Here is a 16559-nt window from a genome sequence, read left to right as displayed (position 1 = left end):
GGGAAACAAGTTGGGTGCAAAACGAATGAGCAACGCTGTATTTGCAGGGGTAGCAACAATCTTAGTAATGGCTTTAGCGATTAGCATTATCTTTTCGCTTATTTTAAAATTCACATCGCTTGAAGAACAGTCCGTACGTTTATTTTTACTTATTCTCTCATTTATTACACTGTTTATCGGAGGATTTATAGCGGGAGGACGAAACGGTTCAAAGGGACTGCTTGTTGGAGGAGCCACTGGTATTTCTTATTCTTTTTTAATGTTTTTGCTGCAATTCCTCGGCTATAGTCACCTGTTTTCTGCACAGCAGCTTTTATTTCACGCTGGGTTTATTGGAGTCGCTATTCTCGGGGGAATTGTTGGCGTAAACATTGCCGGTTCACGAGAAGCATAAAAAAACGTCACGTACATGTACGTGACGTTTTTTATTAATCTACGCTTCTTACTTCACGAATAGCATTGCGGTCAAATGTTAATTTTGAACCGTCAGTGCTGCGAACCACAACTTGTGACTCATCGATTGCTTCTACCAAACCGTGCATACCGCCAATTGTAACAATCTTATCACCTTTTTTAAGTGCTGATTGCATTTGCTGTACGTTTTTTTGACGTTTTTGCTGTGGACGGATTAACAAGAAATAGAAAATGACAAACATTAAAAGTAATGGCCAAATATTTTGTAAAACACCCATGAAAACTCCTCCTTTTATTTATATTATCAACAGGTACTCATTCATAAATTTGATGAAAATTCCTGTAGTGACCTAGAAATTCTTTGCGTCTGGGCCGTTAAACCCATATTTTTCAAAGAACTCATCGCGGAAATCGCCAAGTCGGTCTTCGCGAATGGCTTCACGGACTTGCTCCATTAAGTTTAGCAGAAAATATAAGTTATGGTAAGATGTTAAACGAATTCCAAACGTTTCATTACAGCGAATTAAGTGGCGAATATACGCTCTTGAATAATTTTGACATGTGTAGCAGTCACAGTTTGGATCAATCGGACCGAAGTCTTCTGCATATTTGGCATTTTTAACAACAAGACGACCTTCACTTGTCATAAGCGTTCCGTTACGTGCAATACGCGTTGGTAATACGCAGTCAAACATGTCAATCCCGCGAATTGCCCCATCAATTAACGAGTCAGGTGATCCTACTCCCATTAAATAACGAGGTTTGTCAGTTGGCAAGTATGGCGTCGTAAACTCTAGCACACGATTCATCACATCTTTTGGTTCTCCAACTGACAGGCCTCCCACAGCATAACCTGGGAAGTCCATTGATACTAAATCAGCTGCACTTTGACGGCGTAAATCTTCAAACTCTCCGCCTTGAACAATTCCAAAAAGACCTTGGTCTTGAGGGCGGCTGTGAGCCTCAAGGCATCGCTCTGCCCATCGGCTAGTACGCTCTACTGAACGTTTTAAGTAGTCATACTCTGCTGGATAAGGAGGGCATTCATCAAATGCCATCATAATATCAGACCCAAGCGCATTTTGAATGTCCATCGCTTTTTCTGGAGATAGGAAAAGCTTGTCTCCATTCAAATGGTTGCGGAAATGAACGCCTTCTTCTTCAATACGGCGCAAATCGCTTAAACTAAAAACTTGGAAGCCGCCTGAATCTGTTAAGATAGGACGATCCCAGTTCATAAATTTATGCAGACCACCTGCTTTTTTAACAATTTCATGACCTGGACGAAGCCATAAATGGTACGTATTACTTAAAATAATGCCTGCCCCCATTGCTTTTAAATCTTCCGGAGACATTGTTTTTACTGTAGCTAATGTGCCTACTGGCATAAAAATAGGCGTTTCAAATGAACCATGAGGCGTGTGGACAATACCTAAACGCGCTCCTGTTTGTTTACAAGTTTTTATATGTTCGTAACGAATTGCTGTCATTGATGTATTCCTTTCATGTTAAATTACACGATTAGCATCGCGTCGCCGAAGCTGAAAAAGCGATACTTCTCTGCTACAGCTTGTTCATAGGCAGAAATGACGTTTTCTCTTCCTGCTAAGGCACTTACAAGCATAATGAGCGTAGATTTTGGAAGATGGAAGTTTGTAATCATTCCATCAATTGCTTTAAATTCATACCCTGGGAAAATAAAAATATTGGTCCAGCCTGAAGAAGCAACAAATTTTCCGTTATGCTCAGTTGCAATTGTTTCAAGAGTACGGGTAGAAGTTGTACCTACTGAAATAATGCGTCCGCCTTTTTCGCGTACGCTGTTTAGTAAAGCCGCGGTTCCTTCACTCACTTGATAAAACTCTGCGTGCATATCGTGCTCTTCTAAGTCGTCAACGCTGACTGGACGGAACGTACCTAATCCGACATGAAGCGTTAAAAATGCAATATGCACACCTTTTGTTTTTAACTGTTCAAGCATTTCTTCTGTAAAGTGAAGACCTGCTGTTGGCGCTGCTGCAGAACCTTGCTCACGGGCAAAAACCGTTTGATAGCGCTCTTGATCATCCAAACGCTCTTTAATATAAGGCGGCAGCGGCATTTCTCCTAACTGTTCAAGCACCTCATAAAAGATGCCTTCATAGTTGAATTCTAGCAAACGTCCGCCTTGATCGCTCGTTTCTTTGCACACAGCAGTCAGACGTCCGTCACCAAACGAAATAACCGTTCCTTCTTTTACTCTCTTAGCCGGTTTTACAAGCGTCTCCCACGTATCGCCTTGTGTCTGTTTTAGAAGCAATACTTCAATATTAGCACCTGTATCTTCTTTTGTGCCAAATAAACGTGCAGGAAGAACACGCGTATCGTTTAACACTAAACAATCTCCTTCTTGCACATAATCAAGAAGGTCATGAAACATATGATGTTTCACATTTCCTGTTTCTTTGTTTAATACCATGAGTCTTGATGCATCTCGCTGCTCAAGTGGTGTTTGCGCAATCAATTCTTCTGGTAAATGAAAATCAAATAAATCTACTTTCAAAATGTTCACCTGTTTCTACTTAATTATTTAAACCTGCCAATTACATAAAAAATAAGTGATAACACAACGCTTACTAGGATACATGTCACAATCGGGAAATAAAAGGTTGTATTTCCTTTTTTAATAAAAATATCGCCAGGAAGCTTGCCAACGAACTGCCATAACAGCCCAATGACTACTAAAATGCCTCCTAATGTAATCAGCATCTTAGGCATATCATTCACTGATCAGGCACCTCCAGCTGAAAATGATCATAAACCAAAGGAGTCACAATTCGTCCTCGAGGCGTTCGCTGCAAAAAGCCAATTTGTAGTAAATAAGGCTCGTATACATCTTCAATCGTGTGAGATTCTTCACCAATAGTAGCTGATATTGTATCTAAGCCTACAGGCCCGCCTCTAAATTTTTCAATAATCCCTCTTAATAATTTATGGTCAATATGATCAAGACCTAAACGGTCCACCTGTAACATTTCTAATGCTTCAGTAGCAAGGGTTTCAGTTATAGCTCCGTCTCCTTTTACCTGGGCAAAATCTCTGACTCTTCGAAGCAAGCGATTCGCAATACGTGGAGTTCCCCTAGCACGCCTAGCCATCTCAAACGTCGCTTTCTGATCAATCTCTACATCTAAAATAGCTGCTGTTCTTTCTACTATCGAAGCAAGATCTTCTTCTTGATAGTATTCCAAACGGCTTAAAACGCCGAAGCGATCACGTAAAGGAGAAGATAAAAGCCCTGCTCTTGTTGTTGCACCTACTAGCGTAAACGGAGGCAAATCAAGACGGACAGAACGTGCACTTGGCCCTTTTCCAATCACAATGTCCAAACAGAAGTCTTCCATTGCTGGGTACAGTACTTCTTCAACTGAACGATTTAATCGATGAATTTCATCAATAAAAAGCACATCTCCAGGCTCTAAGCTGGTTAAAACCGCGGCTAAGTCGCCTGGACGCTCAATGGCTGGCCCTGAGGTCGTTCGGATTTGCACGCCCATTTCATTAGCGATAATAGTGGCAAGGGTTGTTTTACCTAATCCTGGAGGACCATATAAGAGCACGTGATCTAACGTTTCGCTTCGCATTTTGGCAGCTTTAATAAAAATGTCAAGATGGGATTTTACTTTATGCTGACCAATATACTGCTGTAAGGTTTGCGGCCGCAAACTTTGCTCGATGATTTCTTCTTCACCAAGAACATCTCCCGTTACAATACGATCGTCCATTTTACTCCTCCCTTACTTATTGTTTCAATAATCGTTTTAGCGCTTCTTTAATATACTGATCTGTTGTCATCGTTTCCTTCATTAAAGCTGGAACAATTTTTTTGATTTCTCTTTCTGCGTAACCTAATACTTTAAGTGCTTCAATCGCTTCATCGAGTGCTTCTGAACTTTGAGATTTGACTTCTTGTGCGTCCAAATCTGCAAATAAAGAAGGAACGGCATCTGGTACAATATCATGCAGCTTTCCTTTTAAATCTAGAATCATCTGTCGAGCTGTTTTTTTACCTACTCCTGGAAACTTAACTAAAAACTTCTCGTCTTCCTCCTCCACAGCTTGGACAACCTGCGCTGGATTACCTGACGCTAAAATAGCTAAACCGCCTTTTGGGCCGATTCCTGACACGCTAATTAACTTCATAAATAAATCCTTTTGTTCTCGCGAAGCAAACCCGTAAAGTGCAATTACGTCTTCTCTTACATATTGATAGGTGTAAACCGTTTTTGGTTGTTCATCAATTGAAAACACGTATGGATTCGGCGTAAAGACCTGATAGCCTATTCCGTTGTTTTCAATTACTATATACTCAGGATTTATATATGTAACCGTGCCTTTGATATAATCAAACAATAAGCTCTCTCCTTACTCACGTACGCGCGGGCAGTGACCTCCCATCTTACCTATGAAGAGTCCTGCCCGCATCGTTCTCTATTTTCCTTTAGAGTTCCTTTTAAAAAGACGTTCAAGAGAACGTTCGCCTCTTTTCATCTTTCTCAACCCACTTTTACAATAGCTGTAAAAAATAGAACCGCCCACTTTTATTGATGAATGACCTTTTAAATTATATACAATACTAGACTGCTGAATACCATTTTAACATATCGCCAAAAGCAAATAGAAGCAATTTAGAATGTTGAATTCAATAATTATTTTACCATACTAAAAAACGGCTGCTTGATCGAAAGCGGCCGCTGCTGGAGCTGATAGATTTTATAGAAATTAATGAGGGAAAGATATTCATCTTTTGATTGAACGCGAATACCTTTCTTTAATTGTTCATGCTGATAGCTTTCAAGCCTTTTGATGTCAATTTGAAAAAACGACTGTATAATGTGCTGCGACGAAGCTGGCTTGCCTTCAAATGCTGAGAGAATACCGTTAACAGAAAGCCCTACGTAGCCGTTGTCTTTTAAAATAGGTGAAATATCGTCTATGCTTGTTCTAAAAACTAGCTCTCGATCGGTTTCTTTAAGCAGTCGCCAATTTTTATATTTTTTCATTAATTGTTTTTTTGTCATAGAAGGGCTTTTGATCATCTCTTGACTTACGACTCCATCCACATACACGCGCTCAAGAAATAATGTCATCGGCTCCTTTTCATTCGCATCTGCACGGTATGGCATTATACAAAGCACAATACTTACTAGCATTAAAAAAGCTGCTTGATGAATGACTTTCTTCACTCACCTTCACCTCACACGTTAATCATACTCTTTTTAGTATTATCTAAAAAGGTTTTGTGAAAATCTACACTAATAGTTTGACCTACTTATTTTCTTTTATCCTCTTATTTTATGAAGCGAATCCTTTTCACGATATTATGTTAAGAAAACATGGAGTATTTGTTACATTTGTACACTATTTGTAAAATTTTCTCTTAAACGTTTTAATTAAATTTTCGCAGGGTATGTACATAGTGGAAGTAATTGTAAGGACTTCTATTATCTATTTTCATAAAAAAGGGAGCTGAAGTAATGAGAATGAATAAACGTGTAGTCGGAACTTTTTTTTCAGAAAAAGAAGCTTTAGATGTTATCCATAATTTAAAACATCAAGGTTATCGAGAAACAGACATCATGGTCATTTCTAATAGTAAAAGCAATACATTTCAAATAGGTCATGATACAAATGTAATTATTGAAGCTGGTTCGCCTGCCGTAAGTTCATTAGCTGGCGTCATGATGGATAACTTTTTTACCATGATGACAGGCGGCATGGGGCTCAAACAAGGAAGCGGCTTGAAATCAAAATTAATCCGCATGGGCATCCCAGACATCTCAGCCGTGCAGTGCGAGACAGATGTAGCTGCTGGTAAAATTCTAATTTTGATAGATGCCGTAAGCTCTGAACAAACTCCAGCGTACGGAACCTATACGGAACACAACGAGCATAGAGCTGTCCAACTGCGTGAAGAAAAATTAGATGTCTTAAAAGAACGCGTTCAAGTAGGTGAAGTAAAACTCCACAAAAAAGTAATAGAGGAAGAAAGAACTGTACACGTTCCTGTTACAAGAGAAGAGTTTTATATTGAACGCCGCCCTGTAATTGACGGAGACTATAACGCTGGCCCACTTACAGAAGATGAAATTATTCGTGTTCCAATCATGGAAGAACGAGTAGAAATAACCAAAAGACCAGTTATTGTTGAAGAAGTAATTATAGGAAAAAAACTTATTCAAGAAACAAAAGAATGGACTGAAACGATTAAGAAAGAAGAAGCAAGCGTAGAACCTGATGGACTCGCGAGCCCTGAAGTATACGAAAATATGATGAACTATACAGACCATACTTACGCTCAAGTTTCTGCAGCTCTAGCAAGCGACGTGGAAGCTGAATACGAAAATAGTCAGACAACTAACAACGAGAAGCCAAACACACAAGCTAATAAGACAAGCTCTTCTGCAAAAAATGTTAAAAATACAAAGAGTGTCGCTACGGCACCAGCAGATACGAAAAAAAGAGAAGGTCGCCTCAAACAAAACGAAACTAACGCTCAAAATGAAGAAGCGGAATCTAAAACAACAAACAAATCTGCTTCTAACAAGAAAAATTAATAGTTACATGTTCGAGGAATAGCTGCCTGGCTTCAATGGCAGCTTTTTTATATGTATTCTCATCAAAAAAACAGCCGCCCTTCACAGACAGCTGCTTCTTCATTTAACGATGTTTATGATTGACATTCTCATCGACTGATTCAAATAGACCATTGAAATTAGTTTGAATCGTATTTCGGTCTTTTCCATTTCGAATATCGTCATCAAGAGAACGAGCATTCATAAATACATCGTGATCTACTTTTACTTGAACATTGTAGTCCTTCGCAATAGGCTTTACTTTATCGAGCACATTTTGTCTTAAACGGCCGTTATTTATGTCTTTGGCAGGATCCACAGCAACTAATAGCTGATCTCCACGGACAACGGCGCGACTATTTTCTACACCTTTAACGCTTGCAGCTCGATCAGCCACTTTTTCCGTAAAGTCTCTTGGATAATCTTCACCGTAATACATATTAGCCACGCCATTTGTACGATCATTTGTATTATTGATGTTTCCATAAGGGTTTGTCGGATTGTCAAAACGTCCATCACTTACGTTTAACGGATAATTAGGTGTTCCATTCCCATCTAAAACTTCAGTCATTGGACCTTTCGGATTATCTACGCGATGTTCATTCGCTTTTTCATTTGTATGATACCCAACAGGCTGTGTCGTATCTGTATAGCGTTGTTCCATACCTTGGTCTTTGTTATTGCAAGCGCCAAGTCCCATCATACATGCAAAAGCTAAAGAAGTTGCTACATACCTATTCAACATAATCGCCCCCTAATTTAAGCTCTATTTACTCTGAGCTTACTATTAGGATTAAAAGACAAGCCGTTTCTTATTCGATGAAGTGTTTATAAACTCTTTACATGTCATGTAGGTTTTGTAAGTGCTGGTAAATCACTCGATAAAACCGTGTACGCTGTGACCATTCTTCAACTGATTGCTGCATTAACCTTTGACGGGTTGCCCATGATAAAGCAGAGGGGTTTATATTCCAGTTTCTCATCAGCATCGATGGAAATAGCAAAGAAGCAAGAAAAAAACGCTGCTTGCTTAATTCTTTTATTTTCGAGTGTTGAAGTAGTTCTTTCATCGACCATTGGACGTAAGGCAAAAAGCGCTGGGCCAGCTGAACATAGTCATAAAGAGCAGGAGCTTTAGCCGCTAAGTCAAAATCAATCATAACAATACCCAAGTGGTTTGTTTTCAAGAAATTATGTGAAGCAACATCACCATGAATAATGGAATAGTTCAACCCTCTATCTTTGAAGCGCTCCATTAAGACTAAAGCTTTTTCTCCCCAAGTCACAATATCTTTATATACATGAAATTGATTAAATTCTCTAAATATGTGTGATGCTTCTTGAAAAGAAGAAAGCCGCTTTTTCCATTTTAAAATAAGATCATACTCAGAAAGCTTTGTATACGCGGCTATTTTCTTTTTATGAACTTCTCCATGATAGCGGCTCAATGCTTGTAATACTTCTTCTCGATCCTGAAAACTTTCATACGTTACCTCTTTTACTTGCTTAACAAAGGGCATCATCGCCCAATACAAATGACGGTCCTTTATATAAAGTTCACCTTGTGGGTAAGCTTCGAAATTAACAGCGTACCCTTGTTGAATCTGAGATAAAAAATGATAAACATGTTCAATTTTACCTTTATCTCTGTAAGCTTTTATTACTTTTTTTCCTTTATTCGTATCCGCTATGATGACATGAGGCTTTTTCATACGGTAGGCCTCAACTTGAATATCTCTTTTTTTCAAATAGAGAAAGAGACGATTTAAATTAAAATCGTCTCGTGTATAATAATCAATCCTCATCTTCGTCGTACTCATCATATTCTGGAATACTAAATGCATTTGGGTCAAACGCAGGATACGGAGGTACACCAATCATGCCATATGGGGCTGGATAGGGTGCCCTTGGGTCCTGAAAGCCATAAGGTACCTGCTGGTACTGTGGATAAGGCTGCTGTGGTGCATAGTCGTCAGGTCGTGGTTCACCGCAGCCGCAGTCTCCTTGCTGCTGTGGCGCATAGTGCTGCCCATAATGGTAAGGCGCGTTTCCAAAACCTTCGGAAGAACTTTCATAATGGCCACCTGTCATAGCTCCTTGCACTTGTGGATACATCGGTGCTTGATGATAGGCCGGATAAACGGGCTGCTGATATCCCCATGGAGGCGGACAAGGAGAACATTGTACCGGTCCATAGCAGCTGTGTGGCATCATTGGATACATTGGCATCGGTGCCATGTGAGCGCCCATTGCATGTTCTTCAAACGATTCGTTTTCATAACCGTGATGATACATTGGAGCCTGTTGATACATTGGCATTGGATATGGCTGCGGTGCATACATTGGCGGATGACACGGCATATAATTAAATCCGCAGCCTGGCATCACAGGCGATATTGGCATGATTGGGTAACATGGCATTTGAGGAGGCATTTCTATACTCTCCATCTCAGGACTTTCTGGCGATTCATGCTTGGGTAGTTCTTTTGGTGCTTCTTTTTTTGGAGCCTGCATCGCCATATTAACTGTGTAATAATTGTTAATATCAATCTCAGGTGCAATTGGCTTTAATTTAGGAAGCTTTGGCGCAACTGGCATTTCTTTTTTAGGCTGAACAATTGGTGCTTCTTTTTTAGGCTGGGCGACCGGCGCTTCTTTCTTTGGCTGCGCAATCGGCGCTTCCTTTTTCGGTTGAGCAATCGGTGCTTCTTTTTTAGGCTGGGCAATTGGTGCTTCTTTTATCGGTTGCATAAACGGTGTCTGAGCAGGCTGATTAGCTGACTTTTTCTCATCTGGACTTTCATCAATTTCCGTTACTGGATAAGCTTTTGTGGATTGGTCACTATAAGGGTGTTGAACTTTAGGCATTTCTTTTATCCCAGGTGAAGGAGCTCCTTCTTTTTGAACAGGCACTCCGCTTGTCGGCACTTTAATTTTCATTCCAGGCATGATCATATCTGGATTGCTTAATTGAGAATTCGCTTTTTTTAACTCTTCAAAATTAACCCCATACTTTTCAGCGATTTTCCAAAGGGTATCCCCTTTTTGAACGATATGGATTTTCAACGTCATTCCCCTCCCGAGTAGAGTCTCTGCCATCTATATGTGCAAAATCAAAGTAAGTTCTGTTTGTTCATCACAAGATATGCCTTGAACCATTTTTTTATTCATTTTGCCCACAGTTTGGTTCAAGTTTTTATGATAAAGAAAAAAAGACTTATCAACACAAACAATATGTCAATAAGTCTTCTTTTAGACCTTCTTTGTTTAATTGTCTTAAAAATCTTTATGCTCGTTCTAACATATTCGTTAGGGCTTTGATAGCACCTTCTGCTGTATGTTTATCCACCTTGATTTGATTTACTTCTTTTCCTTCTTCGATGCTTTCTAAAGCCCACAGCAAGTGAGGCAAATCAATTCGGTTCATCGTCAAACAAGGACACATATAGGGATTAAGTGAAACAATTTCTTTATCCGGATGACTATTGATAATCCGTTTCACTAAGTTCATTTCCGTGCCAATGGCCCATTTAGAGCCTGAAGGAGCTTGTTCAATTGTATCAATAATATATTTTGTAGAACCTGCATAATCTGATTTTTGCACCACTTCATGGGAACACTCTGGATGAACAATAATATTCATCCCAGGCTGCTTCTCGCGTAAATAATCAATATTTTTAACCGTGAAATTTTCGTGCACAGAACAGTGACCTTTCCATAGAATCACCTTGATGTTGTTTATATCGCCTTCATATTCAAGCATTTCTTCAATAGGATTCCAAATGGCCATTTCATCTAGTCCAACACCTAAATCATAAGCTGTGTTTCTGCCCAAATGCTGATCTGGTAAAAAGAGAATGCGCTCTTTTTTAGAAAATGCCCACTCCACCATATTTTTTGCATTTGAAGATGTTACTGTTGCACCATCATGTTCGCCTACAAAAGATTTAATTGCAGCTGTAGAATTTACATACGTAAGCGGAATAATCGTATCTCCGAAAAGATCCTGCAAGACAGGCCATGCCTTTTCTGTTTGCTGAATAGTAGCCATATCAGCCATTGAACAGCCAGCTCGCATATCGGGTAAAATGACTTTTTGGTTTTCACCTGTTAAAATATCAGCTGTTTCTGCCATGAAGTGAACGCCGCAAAACACAATATGCTCAGCTTCTCTATTTTCAGCCGCTATTTGAGCCAGCTGTAAGGAGTCTCCTACCGCATCTGCAAACTCGTACACTTCGTCTTTTTGATAATGGTGGCCGAGCAGAAACAATTTGCTTCCGAGTTTTTTCTTGATTTCTAATACTCTTCTTTTCATTTCATTTTCTGTGAGCTCCGTATATTTAGCGGGCAGCGTTTGCTGCTGAAGCGTTTGTAATAAACTCATCATTTTCTGTTCCCCTTTCTGTTAATAAGTCCAAGCTGATATCGATAGACCCTGCTGAATGCGTTAAAGCTCCAAGTGAAATATAGTCCACTCCGCTGTCTCTAAAAGAATGGAGCGTGCCAAGCGTAATTCCACCGGATGCTTCTGTGACAATATGAGCGGGAACCAGCGGTATCCAATCTTTAATGACTTCTGGAGAACAGTTATCGAACATAATGACATCTGCTCCTGCCTCTATTGCTTCTAGCAATTGACTTTTATTTTCAATTTCTACTTCCACCTTAACCATATGTCCAAGCTGCTCTCTTACTCTCACAACAGCGTCTAGAATAGATCCTGCATGTGCAATATGGTTATCTTTTAACATGACGCCATCGTACAAGCCAAAACGATGATTATAACCTCCTCCAGCACGAACGGCATACTTCTCTAACATTCGCAGACCAGGGGTTGTTTTTCGCGTGTCACATATGCGGGTATGTGAGCTGCCAAGCATCGCTACGGCTTTGTGCGTCATCGTGGCAATGCCGCTCATTCTTTGAAGTAAGTTTAAAATTACCCGTTCACCGGTCAAAATAGATCGCACGGATCCTGAAACGGCAGCTATTTTATCTCCAGGCTTAAGAACATCTCCATCTTTTTTTTCAAAATCCACTTTCACATTAGGGTCTATTAAATGAAATCCTTCTTTAATCAATTCCACTCCTGCAATAATACCTGATTGCTTTGCCGTAAACAGAGCCTTTCCTTGGTCAGACCGAGAAAAAATAGCTTCACAAGTTATATCTCCATCTCCAATGTCTTCTATAAAAAAAGACTGCAACAGTGTTTGTAATTTCAACGTGTTCATTGTACTACCTCACCTTTCTTTTTAGATTTCCTTGCTTATAAAATCAATGATTGTTTTGTTGAAGCAGCAGACTGCTTAATAATTCGCTTATGCTCCCACTCTTGCTTTTCATGCGGAAAGTCACTTCGGTAATGACCTCCTCTACTTTCTTTTCTTGCAAGAGAGGACTCGGCAATAAGCAGACCTGCAGTTAGCATATTGCAGATGGTTGCAGCTTCCCTCGAATATATAACTTCTTGATCAAGAGATATTCCATCCAAATAATTTGTGAATTCATGCACAATGGTAGCCAATTCGTTTTCATGACGAATGATTCCTACACAATCCATCATTTTATGCTGAATTTGTCTTGTGGCAGGCAGTATTTTAGGCATGCCTTTATAGACGTAACGAACGGGAGTATAACGAGATACCGTTCTCGCTTTATGTAAAATATGACGCCCTGCCCGTTTTCCGAATACAAGACACTCTAACAATGAATTGCTTGCTAGACGATTTGCTCCATGAACGCCTGTAGAAGAAACTTCCCCCACGGCATACAATCCTTCAACACTTGTTTGTCCGTAAGCATCTACTTCAATTCCACCCATTAAAAAATGTGCGCCCGGAGTAACAGGTATTCGTTTTTTGTCCAATTGAATTTTATACTTTCGACACAGTGCCGTAATCGTAGGAAATTTTTGTTCAAAATGAGCCACTTTTTCAATGTCTAAAAATACGGATCTTCCTTTTTTCATTTCATTAAAAATCGTCCTTGCTACAACATCTCGCGGTGCTAAATCCTTAAAGAGATGAACGCCTTCCATTATGCGTTCATTCCATTCATTTACCAGTACACCACCTTCACCTCGAACCGCTTCGGATACTAGACCTTTCGCTTCCTTTTGATACAAAAGGGTCGGATGAAACTGAACAAATTCTAAGTCCGCTAATTTTGCTCCAGCCCTGTACGCAAGCGCTAGCCCATCTCCTGTCGCAAGCGGCTGGTTAGATGTATGCTTGTACAAAGCGCCGATTCCTCCGGTAGCAATAATGGTTTGACGAGCATAATATATAGTAATTTTGTTGTTTTCACCTTGTCCGATAGCACCTCTGCACGTTCCATCTACAGTTACTAAATGCTGAATCATTTCGTTTTCAATCACTGTAATATATGGCATTACTTCTTTTTTCAAAAAAGCGAACAGCGCTTGTCCTGTTGCATCCCCACCTGCATGCAAAATACGATTGACACGATGGGCTCCTTCTTTTCCAAAATGCAGCGTACCATCTGGATTTTTATCAAACTTCATTCCTTTATGAATCAATTCATTTACTACAGCCGCACCTTCTTCCACTAAAGTGCGTACCGCTTGTTCATTGCAATGCTTATTGCCCGCAACCAACGTATCATAGAGATGTTCACTCCAGTGATCGCTGCTTCCAATAGCAGCTGCTACTCCGCCTTGAGCAAGAACTGAGTTATTGCGGTCAATTTTCCCTTTCGTTACCATTACAACTCTGTTATGACGACACAGTTCATAAGCTGCAGAAAACGCTGCTAATCCGCTTCCAATAATTAAAACATCCGTCTCTAACATTTTACACCTCTTTATTTACATGTGTCTTGACACCTATATTTACATATTATTAAATGAAAGACAAGAAGTTTTTTTATCGGGGGGAGAAAATGATTTATCTGGACTATGCAGCAACAACGCCAATGAGACAAGAAGCAATTGAGGTATATACTGAAGCGGCAACGAGCTATTATGGAAATTCCAGCAGTCTTCACACACTTGGAACACAAGCAGAGAATCTGCTTACACTATGCAGAAAAAAATTAAGCCTGTTAGTAAATTGCCGAGAGGATGATCTTTTTTTTACAAGCGGGGGAACAGAAGCTAATTACTTAGCTATTCACTCTCTTTTAAAAGGAAACACTAGCAAACGAAAACATTTGGTTACAACGAAGCTTGAACATTCTTCAGTTCTTCATACGTTGCAGCAGCTTGAAAAAGAAGGCTTTTCCTTATCTTACGTACCTGTAGATCAAAACGGCGTTGTGTCTGTAGACGACTTAAAGAAGACGATTCGACCTGACACTGTGCTAGTAGCCATTCAGCATATCAATCATGAGATCGGTACAATTCAGCCAGTTGAGGATATTGGCCATTTTTTATCTAAAAAAGAAATTCTCTTTCACTGTGATTGTGTTCAATCTTTCGGTAAGCTTCCTATTGATGTTAAAAAGCTGAAAGCTGATAGCATCTCAGTTTCTAGTCATAAAATTTACGGACCAAAAGGTGTAGGAATGGTATACATGAATTCAAGTTCTTCTTGGAAGCCTATTTATCATAAAGCAACTCATGAAAAAGGCTTTCGCCCTGGGACTGTAAATACCACAGGCATTGCTGCCTTTACTGCAGCAGCTGAATGCGCATATGCAGAAATGAAGACCGCCAGAAGCCATTATGAGCGCTTAAAATCGTACTTACTGGAAAAACTAGAATCTCTTGCTCCTTTTATAGAGGTAGAAGGCCTTGGGAACTCTCATTTTCCTGGAATTATTGGACTGACATTTTCAAACATACAGGGTCAATATGTTATGTTACAATGTAATCGTCACGGAATTGCTATATCTACGGGAAGTGCCTGCCATGTAAATCAGCAGGAACCATTAGCTTCTTTACTTGCGATTGGCAAATCGACTGCGAATGCTAAGAACTTTGTACGTCTTTCATTTAGTCAACATTCAACGTTTAAGCATATTGATCGACTCATATCCGTTTTTCATTTATTACAGCAAGAATTTATGACAGTGTAAAAGGAGGGATTAAAGGTGCCAGGAACTCAAAAGAAAATTCTTGGAGAAGAAAGAAGAGAACTTATTCTACAATGGTTACAAACAGAGAATAAACCAATGACGGGCAGTGAGCTTTCGAAAAGAACAAACGTTAGCCGCCAAGTCATTGTACAAGATATTTCGCTGCTTAAAGCTAAAAATGAGCCCATTATCGCAACAAGCCAAGGATATATTTATATTCAAAATCCATCTCAAACTACCGTGCATCAGCGAATTATTGCCTGTCAGCATACGCCAGAAGATGCTGAAAAGGAGCTTCTCCTGCTTGTTGACCACGGCGTTCTCGTAAAAAATGTAACCGTTGAACACCCTGTGTATGGTGAATTAACGGCTTCCGTTATGATTCAAACCCGAAAAGAAGTAGAAACGTTCATAAAAAAAATTCAAGAAACAAACGCAACTTATTTATCTCAGTTAACAGAGGGGATTCACCTTCATACAATTGAAGCAGATACAATTGAAAAACTGAATGCTGCCTGCTTAGCTCTTGAAGCGGAAGGTTATTTAGTTTCGAATGAGTAAAAAGGTGTTATAACAAAAAAAATCCCGCTTTAAAGCGGGATTTCTGTTTCAAGTAGTGTATGAGGATAGCTTCCTAACAGCTCTACGCTACAGCTTAGTGCCTCAAGTTCAGCCATAGCCCCAGGAATTAATACTTCATCCATTTTTTGTTCAATATCAACGATAAAGAAATAGTTTCCAAGCCCTGTTTTCATGGGACGGGATTCAATTTTAGACAGATTTAGCTTACGCCAGGAGAAAGCTGAAAGCACTTGATGAAGCGCTCCTGCCTGATCAGATGGAAGTGTAATCATTAACGTTGTCTTGCACCCGTTTCCAGCTAAAAATGGCACCTCTTGCCCTCCATCTTTATGCAAAATAACAAATCTTGTTGTATTATGATCATAATCATGAATGTTCGGGCAAGCAATATGTAATCCATATTCACGGGCTGCTAATCCATTCGCAATAGCTCCAATATTAAGCTCAGGGTGTTCGCTTACATATTTAGCAGCAAACGCCGTTGATGTCATCTCTTCTACTGCAGTTGACGTACATTCTCCGTGTAAAAATTTATGACACTGCGCAATTGCATGAGGATGAGAATAAATCGTTTCAATGTTTTTCCACTGTTCTGCACGAGATGGATGAACCATTAAATGCTGACGAATTGGAAGCACAATTTCTCCAACAATCGGCAGACGACGTTCGTGAATGAGATAATCAAGTGTTAAATTTACAGATCCTTCAAGTGCATTTTCTAACGGTACAATTCCATACTCAATTTCTCCTTTATCCACTGCATCAATGCATGCTGGAATTGTTTTGTATGGAATATGGTCGTGCTGTTTAAATACGCCTTGGACGGCCACATGTGTAAATGTTGCCTTTGGTCCTAAATATCCTACTTTCCCCACAATCATGCCTCTCCTTATCTATATCTGTTTA

General features: G+C 39.7%; 18 protein-coding genes. 4 read left to right on the top strand and 14 right to left on the bottom strand.

The features are described 5' to 3' along the window. Nucleotides 1–10: 10 nt before the first annotated feature. Nucleotides 11–394, top strand: coding sequence for a TIGR04086 family membrane protein (locus ACH0CI_RS01315; protein WP_014458132.1), 384 nt, complete (start codon nt 11–13; stop codon nt 392–394). Between the two features lie 34 nt (nt 395–428). Here the strand turns inward: ACH0CI_RS01315 and yajC are convergent, their stop codons facing one another. The 7 genes from yajC to ACH0CI_RS01280 form a co-directional block, all read right to left on the bottom strand. Then, a complete protein-coding gene (yajC, locus tag ACH0CI_RS01310) occupies nt 429–692 on the bottom strand; it encodes a preprotein translocase subunit YajC (RefSeq protein WP_028411695.1) in 264 nt (87 codons plus the stop codon). Between the two features lie 72 nt (nt 693–764). Next, the gene (gene tgt / locus ACH0CI_RS01305) at nt 765–1904 is read right to left on the bottom strand and encodes a tRNA guanosine(34) transglycosylase Tgt (RefSeq protein WP_013059317.1); all 1140 of its coding nucleotides are present in this window, start codon (nt 1902–1904) and stop codon (nt 765–767) included. A gap of 23 nt (nt 1905–1927) precedes the next feature. Then, the gene (queA, locus tag ACH0CI_RS01300) at nt 1928–2956 is read right to left on the bottom strand and encodes a tRNA preQ1(34) S-adenosylmethionine ribosyltransferase-isomerase QueA (RefSeq protein ID WP_028411696.1); all 1029 of its coding nucleotides are present in this window, start codon (nt 2954–2956) and stop codon (nt 1928–1930) included. 23 nt (nt 2957–2979) lie between these two features. Continuing rightward, nucleotides 2980–3180 carry a DUF2905 domain-containing protein gene (locus tag ACH0CI_RS01295; RefSeq protein ID WP_028411697.1) on the bottom strand — a complete coding sequence of 67 codons (201 nt, stop codon included), beginning with the start codon at nt 3178–3180 and terminating at the stop codon, nt 2980–2982. Then, nucleotides 3177–4178 (bottom strand): Holliday junction branch migration DNA helicase RuvB, encoded by a 1002-nt coding sequence (ruvB, locus tag ACH0CI_RS01290; protein WP_028411698.1) that lies wholly within the window; start codon nt 4176–4178, stop codon nt 3177–3179. The genes ACH0CI_RS01295 and ruvB overlap by 4 nt, the downstream gene beginning before the upstream one ends. A 16-nt stretch (nt 4179–4194) precedes the next feature. Next, entirely contained in the window at nt 4195–4806 is a 612-nt protein-coding gene (gene ruvA / locus ACH0CI_RS01285) for a Holliday junction branch migration protein RuvA (protein ID WP_028411699.1), read from the bottom strand. A gap of 296 nt (nt 4807–5102) precedes the next feature. Beyond that, nucleotides 5103–5639, bottom strand: coding sequence for a BofC C-terminal domain-containing protein (locus tag ACH0CI_RS01280; RefSeq protein WP_028411700.1), 537 nt, complete (start codon nt 5637–5639; stop codon nt 5103–5105). A 291-nt stretch (nt 5640–5930) separates the two neighbouring features. Here ACH0CI_RS01280 and ACH0CI_RS01275 point away from each other — a divergent pair, with 291 nt between their 5' ends. Further along, nucleotides 5931–7010 carry a YsnF/AvaK domain-containing protein gene (locus ACH0CI_RS01275; RefSeq protein ID WP_406900796.1) on the top strand — a complete coding sequence of 360 codons (1080 nt, stop codon included), beginning with the start codon at nt 5931–5933 and terminating at the stop codon, nt 7008–7010. Between the two features lie 103 nt (nt 7011–7113). On the opposite strand, the gene ACH0CI_RS01270 is transcribed toward ACH0CI_RS01275, so the two are convergent. The 6 genes from ACH0CI_RS01270 to nadB all read right to left on the bottom strand — a co-directional run bounded on the left by ACH0CI_RS01270 (nt 7114) and on the right by nadB (nt 13845). Beyond that, nucleotides 7114–7773: a YhcN/YlaJ family sporulation lipoprotein gene (locus tag ACH0CI_RS01270; RefSeq protein ID WP_033579658.1), complete on the bottom strand. Its 660-nt coding sequence runs from the start codon at nt 7771–7773 to the stop codon at nt 7114–7116. A 94-nt stretch (nt 7774–7867) separates the two neighbouring features. Further along, on the bottom strand, nt 7868–8833 hold the full coding sequence (locus ACH0CI_RS01265) for a phosphotransferase (protein WP_230624656.1): 966 nt from the start codon (nt 8831–8833) through the stop codon (nt 7868–7870). Beyond that, nucleotides 8823–10100: a SafA/ExsA family spore coat assembly protein gene (gene safA / locus ACH0CI_RS01260; protein WP_335388183.1), complete on the bottom strand. Its 1278-nt coding sequence runs from the start codon at nt 10098–10100 to the stop codon at nt 8823–8825. Before safA ends, ACH0CI_RS01265 begins: the two co-directional genes overlap by 11 nt. A 214-nt stretch (nt 10101–10314) precedes the next feature. Then, on the bottom strand, nt 10315–11415 hold the full coding sequence (nadA, locus tag ACH0CI_RS01255; RefSeq protein WP_406901368.1) for a quinolinate synthase NadA: 1101 nt from the start codon (nt 11413–11415) through the stop codon (nt 10315–10317). Beyond that, nucleotides 11372–12265, bottom strand: coding sequence for a carboxylating nicotinate-nucleotide diphosphorylase (gene nadC, locus ACH0CI_RS01250; RefSeq protein ID WP_406900795.1), 894 nt, complete (start codon nt 12263–12265; stop codon nt 11372–11374). Before nadC ends, nadA begins: the two co-directional genes overlap by 44 nt. Nucleotides 12266–12300: 35 nt before the next feature. After that, nucleotides 12301–13845, bottom strand: coding sequence for an L-aspartate oxidase (nadB, locus tag ACH0CI_RS01245; RefSeq protein ID WP_406900794.1), 1545 nt, complete (start codon nt 13843–13845; stop codon nt 12301–12303). A gap of 89 nt (nt 13846–13934) precedes the next feature. Here nadB and ACH0CI_RS01240 point away from each other — a divergent pair, with 89 nt between their 5' ends. Beyond that, nucleotides 13935–15071 (top strand): IscS subfamily cysteine desulfurase, encoded by a 1137-nt coding sequence (locus tag ACH0CI_RS01240; RefSeq protein ID WP_406900793.1) that lies wholly within the window; start codon nt 13935–13937, stop codon nt 15069–15071. Between the two features lie 15 nt (nt 15072–15086). Continuing rightward, nucleotides 15087–15632 (top strand): transcription repressor NadR, encoded by a 546-nt coding sequence (locus ACH0CI_RS01235; protein WP_028411709.1) that lies wholly within the window; start codon nt 15087–15089, stop codon nt 15630–15632. A gap of 29 nt (nt 15633–15661) precedes the next feature. Here ACH0CI_RS01235 and pheA read toward each other — a convergent pair whose 3' ends face one another. Further along, nucleotides 15662–16534: a prephenate dehydratase gene (gene pheA / locus ACH0CI_RS01230; protein ID WP_406900792.1), complete on the bottom strand. Its 873-nt coding sequence runs from the start codon at nt 16532–16534 to the stop codon at nt 15662–15664. Between the last annotated feature and the right edge of the window lie 25 nt (nt 16535–16559).

This window comes from Priestia sp. 179-F W1.4 NHS, from assembly GCF_045369295.1.
In the GTDB taxonomy this organism is placed as follows: Bacteria; Bacillota; Bacilli; order Bacillales; family Bacillaceae_H; genus Priestia; species Priestia zanthoxyli.
The sequence above is the reverse complement of the archived record's forward strand: the minus strand, read 5'-3'. Positions and strand labels throughout refer to the sequence as shown.

What these genes read in the sequence shown, in the direction of transcription:
- pheA (WP_406900792.1), bottom strand. Translation starts at nt 16,534, where the DNA reads ATGATTGTGGGGAAAGTAGGATATTTAGGACCAAAGGCAACATTTACA.
- ACH0CI_RS01270 (WP_033579658.1), bottom strand. Translation starts at nt 7,773, where the DNA reads ATGTTGAATAGGTATGTAGCAACTTCTTTAGCTTTTGCATGTATGATG.
- safA (WP_335388183.1), bottom strand. Translation starts at nt 10,100, where the DNA reads ATGACGTTGAAAATCCATATCGTTCAAAAAGGGGATACCCTTTGGAAA.
- ACH0CI_RS01240 (WP_406900793.1), top strand. Translation starts at nt 13,935, where the DNA reads ATGATTTATCTGGACTATGCAGCAACAACGCCAATGAGACAAGAAGCA.
- nadA (WP_406901368.1), bottom strand. Translation starts at nt 11,415, where the DNA reads ATGAGTTTATTACAAACGCTTCAGCAGCAAACGCTGCCCGCTAAATAT.
- yajC (WP_028411695.1), bottom strand. Translation starts at nt 692, where the DNA reads ATGGGTGTTTTACAAAATATTTGGCCATTACTTTTAATGTTTGTCATT.
- nadC (WP_406900795.1), bottom strand. Translation starts at nt 12,265, where the DNA reads ATGAACACGTTGAAATTACAAACACTGTTGCAGTCTTTTTTTATAGAA.
- ruvB (WP_028411698.1), bottom strand. Translation starts at nt 4,178, where the DNA reads ATGGACGATCGTATTGTAACGGGAGATGTTCTTGGTGAAGAAGAAATC.
- ACH0CI_RS01275 (WP_406900796.1), top strand. Translation starts at nt 5,931, where the DNA reads ATGAGAATGAATAAACGTGTAGTCGGAACTTTTTTTTCAGAAAAAGAA.
- nadB (WP_406900794.1), bottom strand. Translation starts at nt 13,845, where the DNA reads ATGTTAGAGACGGATGTTTTAATTATTGGAAGCGGATTAGCAGCGTTT.
- ACH0CI_RS01265 (WP_230624656.1), bottom strand. Translation starts at nt 8,833, where the DNA reads ATGAGGATTGATTATTATACACGAGACGATTTTAATTTAAATCGTCTC.
- tgt (WP_013059317.1), bottom strand. Translation starts at nt 1,904, where the DNA reads ATGACAGCAATTCGTTACGAACATATAAAAACTTGTAAACAAACAGGA.